At 44.2% G+C, this 5,375-nt stretch carries 6 protein-coding genes; 3 read left to right on the top strand and 3 right to left on the bottom strand.

The features are described 5' to 3' along the window. The 3 genes from Q0081_RS21900 to Q0081_RS21890 all read left to right on the top strand — a co-directional run. Positions 1 to 387 (top strand): transposase (locus Q0081_RS21900; protein ID WP_298358557.1); only part of this gene is annotated, 387 nt, incomplete at its 5' end. Then, the gene (locus tag Q0081_RS21895) at positions 320 to 457 is read left to right on the top strand and encodes a hypothetical protein (RefSeq protein WP_298358560.1); all 138 of its coding nucleotides are present in this window, start codon (positions 320 to 322) and stop codon (positions 455 to 457) included. The genes Q0081_RS21900 and Q0081_RS21895, both read left to right, overlap by 68 nt. 279 nt (positions 458 to 736) lie before the next feature. Further along, on the top strand, positions 737 to 1,780 hold the full coding sequence (locus Q0081_RS21890) for a hypothetical protein (protein WP_298358554.1): 1,044 nt from the start codon (positions 737 to 739) through the stop codon (positions 1,778 to 1,780). A gap of 47 nt (positions 1,781 to 1,827) precedes the next feature. Here the strand turns inward: Q0081_RS21890 and Q0081_RS21885 are convergent, their stop codons facing one another. The 3 genes from Q0081_RS21885 to Q0081_RS21875 all read right to left on the bottom strand — a co-directional run. Beyond that, a complete protein-coding gene (locus Q0081_RS21885) occupies positions 1,828 to 2,523 on the bottom strand; it encodes a hypothetical protein (protein WP_298358552.1) in 696 nt (231 codons plus the stop codon). Positions 2,524 to 2,906: 383 nt separating this feature from the next. Beyond that, on the bottom strand, positions 2,907 to 3,794 hold the full coding sequence (locus Q0081_RS21880) for a hydroxypyruvate isomerase family protein (protein ID WP_298358549.1): 888 nt from the start codon (positions 3,792 to 3,794) through the stop codon (positions 2,907 to 2,909). Between the two features lie 247 nt (positions 3,795 to 4,041). Continuing rightward, positions 4,042 to 5,375, bottom strand: a 1,334-nt coding sequence (locus tag Q0081_RS21875) for a hypothetical protein (protein ID WP_298358546.1), incomplete at its 5' end; no start/stop codon positions are given.

Raw genomic sequence — 5,375 nt, 5'->3', positions numbered from 1 at the left:
GCCATCAGCAATCATCGTATCCAGCAAGTGGATCAGGGAAGTGTTACTTTTTCCTATAAAGATTACCGCCAAAATGGTCTCAAAAAGTCTATGAGATTGAGCCATGCAGAGTTTATCAGGCGCTTTGCTCAGCATATATTGCCCAAACGGTTCGTTCGGATACGTCATTTTGGTGTACTTTCAAGCACATGGAAGCGTGTAAAATTCAAGCAGCTACGGGAATATTTTAAGCTCCAACCCAAATCAACAGAGCCACCAAAAACTTTGCTCCGGCGTTGCCGCTGCTGTGGCGAAGGCAATTTAGTAACCATTGAGGTCTTTGGACTACGAGGCCCACCCACCTCGTACATGGGCGTTGGCCAAACCCGAAGCACCCGCAAAGGATAATTTTGTGGGTAGGGGAAGTTATTCCCTGCCCACAACAAAAACCATAAAAATGACCCATAAACAGACATAAAAACAAAAAAGCAGGTCAAAACCTGCTCTCAACGTAGCTGCAACTTCAACGATAACTCCATAACAAAAGAAAAGGGTTTGGTGAGCACTCACCGCTACCGAAGGTTTCGTTCAACAGCGGTTTCAGGGCTTGGCTTTCAGCCACCACGAAACCTTAGATAACAGCAGCAGGTAAAGAATTATCCAATAAAATATATTTTCTTTATTTTGGCGCTTATTATCCCTGAATCGCCAGGGTGGCATGAGATTTTGCCTGTTTAATTGAATAACCGACAGCTCCATGAAACTTGACAAAAAAGAAGCTTCTACGATTGACAATGCCCTTCGCTTTTGGGAAGAATCTCACAAAATATCCCCTGAACTGGCCAAAGAACTGCGCAACAGCTACGAAGTCCGCAGTTCCAACGTAGACACTATCGCGTGGTACGCGTTTATTTCGGCGGTTTCCTGTGGCCTGTTGGCCTTCGGAGCGTTGGTTTTGGATGAAAAATGGATTGAACTGCTGCGCAAAAAATGGGAGTTTTCGGAAGCCACCGTGGGAATCGGATTCACACTCCTCGCCGGAGTGTTTGTGTATTTGGCCCGCCGCCGCAAACTAAAATACCCCACTTCTCAAATCAGCAATGAGTCGTATACCATTACCATTGCCCTGAGTGTAGCGGTGGCCATCGCTTATTGGACGCGCAGTTTGGGGCTTTTCAACGGACATTATGCGCAACCTCTCCTGATAGCTACTTTCGTTTACGGTATCATTGCCGCCTTTTTGCCTTCCCAACTCTTATGGGCATCCATGTTGTTGGCTCTGGTAGGCGGGTGGGCGGTTCAAACGTACCAATGGTCAGGAGGAAGTTTTCGGTTTGCAGGAATGAATTATCCCCTGAGTATCACCCTATTGGGATTGGTCATTTGGGGGGCATCGTGGGTAGTGGATAAAATCAAATGGCTGAGTTCGTTTGAACGAGTGACCTATACTTTCGGTTTAGTAGTGTTTCTTTTTGCGGCGTGGATGCTTTCCATTTTCGGCAATTACGACGATTTCAGCCGATGGTCGGCCATCAAACAGGGCACACTTTGGTATTGGTCGGTAGGTTTTACGCTGGTATTGGGCGCATTAACTGCGTACGCTTTTCAAAGCAAAAACGACTTATTACGCGATGTTTGTTTGGTGTTTTTTCTGGCCAATATCTACACGCGTTACTTTGAATATTTTTGGGATAGAACTAACAAAGGTATTTTCTTCGCGGTGCTTGCCCTTTCGTTTTGGTTGGTAGGCCGAAAAGCTGAGCAATGGCGAAACAACGAAAAGGCGTATCGTGAGAGTTAACCTCTTTCCGATACGCCTTTCTTCTGATTTATGGAATGATAGCTTGATTATTCTTCAGTCAAACGACTTGCTGTTTGATGAATTTTGGTATCCAAATGTTTCACATCTGTGTCAACCAATATACTTGTTACGGTAGTTTCATCCATTGTTGGCAACGAAGCCATCAGTTTTGAACTATTTATTCTTGAAACAGGCATTTCTACGTTGGTGTCAAAAGTTGGCAACGAAGCCATCAAGTTAGCAACATTTACTTGTGAAGGCATTTCAACATTTGCATCAAAAGTTGGTAATGAAGCAATCAAGTTGGTAACATTTACTTGTGAAACAGGCTTTTCTACGTTGGCATCAAAAGTTGGCAATGAAGCAATCAAGTTGGCGACATTTACTTGTGAAGGCATCCCAACATTTGCATCAAAAGCTGGCAATGAAGCAATCAAGTTGGCAACATTTACTTGTGAAACAGGCTTTTCAACGTTGGCATCAAAAGTTGGCAATGAAGCAATCAAGTTGGCAACATTTACTTGTGAAGCAGGCATTTCTACGTTGGCATCAAAAGTTGGCAATGAAGCAATCAATGACTGAAAAGTTACACTTGACTTAGGAGTAGATAAATCAACATCCTGAGTTGGCAATGAAGCCATTAAATGAGCTTCTACAGCTGATTGATTTTTTTGAGGTTGGGCTTCTGCGATGGTACTCAAAGCTAAAAGACTCAAGGCGGCGGTTGTGATGAACGATTTCATGATTTAGTATTTTTTGTTTCTGGCTGTTTGTTTGTCTTAATGACATGACAAAAGTGGCAGGTATTTTTGGGTCTAAAAAGAGAAATAGGATGAAGTGTAGGTTTTGAGGGGCGAAGCATACGAAAAGCACTATGAACGGAATTATATTCTGTTTACTCATTTACACCTCCTTGTATACGTCAAAAATCGTTATTTTAAGTACTGAAATCGCCCTTAATGCCAAATTATATTTTGTTTTAAAATCTTAAATATTTATAAAATATGGAGTAAATTATCCCTTCCCCAATAATGAGTCTTGTAAAACTATGCTATGTAAAAACAAAAGAGCCCTGCCTTCAGAAAGCAGAGCTCTTTTGTTGTATTACTATCTTACTTATTCCCTTCTAAACATCGCAAATTTCTACGGCTTGTTTGAGAGAAGCAATGGGGTCAGGGCGTTTAGGAATAAATTCCTGAGCGACGAAACCCTGATATCCGGTATCTGCAATGGCCTTCATAATGGCTGGATAATACAACTCCTGCGTATCGTCAATTTCGGCGCGGCCTGGTACACCACCCGTGTGGTAATGTCCAAAGTACTGATGGTCTCGTTTAATGGTAGCGATGATGTCGCCTTCCATGATTTGCATGTGATAAATATCGTACAGCAATTTAAATCGCTCCGACCCTACCCGTTTGCAAAGCTCAACACCCCAGGCACTTTTGTCACACTGATAGTCTTTGTGATTGACTCGGCTGTTCAGCAATTCCATAATCAGGGTAATCTTGTACTTCTCAGCCGACGGCATCAGGCGTTTGAGTCCTTTGGCGCAATTTTCCAGTCCTTCTTCGTCAGAAATTCCTTTTCGGTTACCCGAAAAACAAATGATGGTATTCAGGCCGGCTTCGACCAATTTAGGGAAAATGGCTTCATAACTCGCCACTAACTCATCGTGATAAATAGGATTATTGAAACCCTTCTCAATTCCCATTCCCGCCCCGTTGGGCAACGCACACGTTAACCCGTATTTATGAACCACAGGCCAATCGTTTGGTCCCAGCAATTCAATGGATTTAATCCCCATGGCTTTGGCTTCACGGCACAAGTCTTCCAGAGGTATTTTTCCATAACACCAACGACACACGGATTGATTAATTCGGCCTTTCAATTCGGGACCAAGTGCTTTGTCGGAGGCTGCAAAAACTTCCGTCAACGTCATTGGCGCTGACGCGAGGGTTACTCCGCCCAGTATATTTTTTAAAGCCGAACGGCGGGATGAAGGGTTTGCCATGATTTTTGATTTGAATTTATTTCAAAAGCCGAATCACCAACTTATTTACCTATTTTTCAGGGTACAGTACCCAAACAACAAAGCCGTCTCAGTTGAAACGGCTCTATTGTTTATTATGAAAGTGATTATGCAAAAGCGAATTTATCCTGACGCAGCCTTTCGATTGTAAATACCTATAAAACGCACCACATCATCCATTCGTAACCGCACGGGCGGCCCCGTCGTCATTCAAAATTCGTCATTCGTATTACTTTCCTTTTTTGGTTTTTTTAATGACAAACGGAATACACAAATCTTCAGGACAGCAATTATCGCCCAGTTCGATGATAATCGGGCAACAGCCTCCCGCCGGACAGTTCGTATTGGTCGCCGTAAAGGTATAAATTCCAACGCCGCTTAGTAATACGATATTTCCTGTGGCAATCGCTGTGCTTCCTCCATCCTTGAACCATTGTACATTCGTGTATTTTGCCGAAATACTGGCTTCTATTTTGTTCGTTGGACACAACTTGAAAGGAACGGTAAAACACTGACGGTCGATGTCATCTTCGTCATCCTTGCCATTGCCCGGTGTGCTGTCCACATCTTTCTCGTTCGTCTTGCTGATTTCGGCCGCGTTGAAATGAATGCCCTGCTGCGTGGCTTTCACTTTGTAGCTTACCACCACTGTGTCGCCGTTAGCAGCAATATTGCCAATGGTCCATTTAATGACCGAACCAGTGATGGCGGCACTGCCGCGACTGGCCACAAAAGAATTGGCAATAAAGCCCACTGTGGTCGCAATTGAGTCCGTCACTTCCACGCCCGTAGCACCCACATTACTTTCGTTCCACACTTTCACGCTGTAAAGCAGGGTGTCGCCAATTTGGGCAATTTTGGTATTAATGAATTTTTTCAAAGCCAAATCCACGATTTTAGTACAGTTTTGGGCATTAACCGTAGAGGCAACCCGACTGGTACTGATGGCTGTCGGACAGGTGGGGTCCGTGCTTCTGGCTTGTGCGTAAAAGACCGTATCTCCCGACACCACTCCCGATGGTTTGTAATTAAGTCCTGTAAAGACCGGCGTTCCACCCGAAGCAGTGGTGAACCACTCTACCGTCGCTAAACCAACTACCTGCGCTTTAATTGTTGGGAAGGTATCACCAATACAGGCCGTCAAACTTGGCGCAATCAGAATAGGCAAGGGTGGATTACAGTTACAATTAGGACCTACTACCAAGGTATCGAATTTACAAACCGCACTCAAGCTGTCTACAATTCGCAGCGTTGCTCCCGAAGGAATTCCTGTGACTGTGTACGGATTGTTGCCAGTCAGGGTACCTTTATCAACTTTGATGGTACCGTTTTTACCTGCCACGCTGAAACTAATACTGTAGGTTTGAACGTCAACTGAACATACAGGTGCACCGGTCAAAGTAAAGGTTGGCTTGACACAAAGAATCACCAAGGCCGCATCAACCGTCGGGTTGTCTTTGGCGATGCCTGTTCCCAACGTATTGATCACAATTACCGGGCTTAATCCTGTAGTTGGATTAAAGTCAGAGTCATTGGTATCATCGTTTGGCGTGCCGGCATCCT

The organism is Runella sp. (assembly GCF_027484545.1).
Lineage (GTDB): Bacteria > Bacteroidota > Bacteroidia > Cytophagales > Spirosomataceae > Runella.
Note: the sequence above shows the minus strand (reverse complement) of the source record. Positions and strands in the feature narration are given on the sequence as shown.

Coding starts and splice junctions, on each gene's coding strand:
- Q0081_RS21890 (WP_298358554.1), top strand. CDS start 737: ATGAAACTTGACAAAAAAGAAGCTTCTACGATTGACAATGCCCTTCGC.
- Q0081_RS21885 (WP_298358552.1), bottom strand. CDS start 2,523: ATGAAATCGTTCATCACAACCGCCGCCTTGAGTCTTTTAGCTTTGAGT.
- Q0081_RS21880 (WP_298358549.1), bottom strand. CDS start 3,794: ATGGCAAACCCTTCATCCCGCCGTTCGGCTTTAAAAAATATACTGGGC.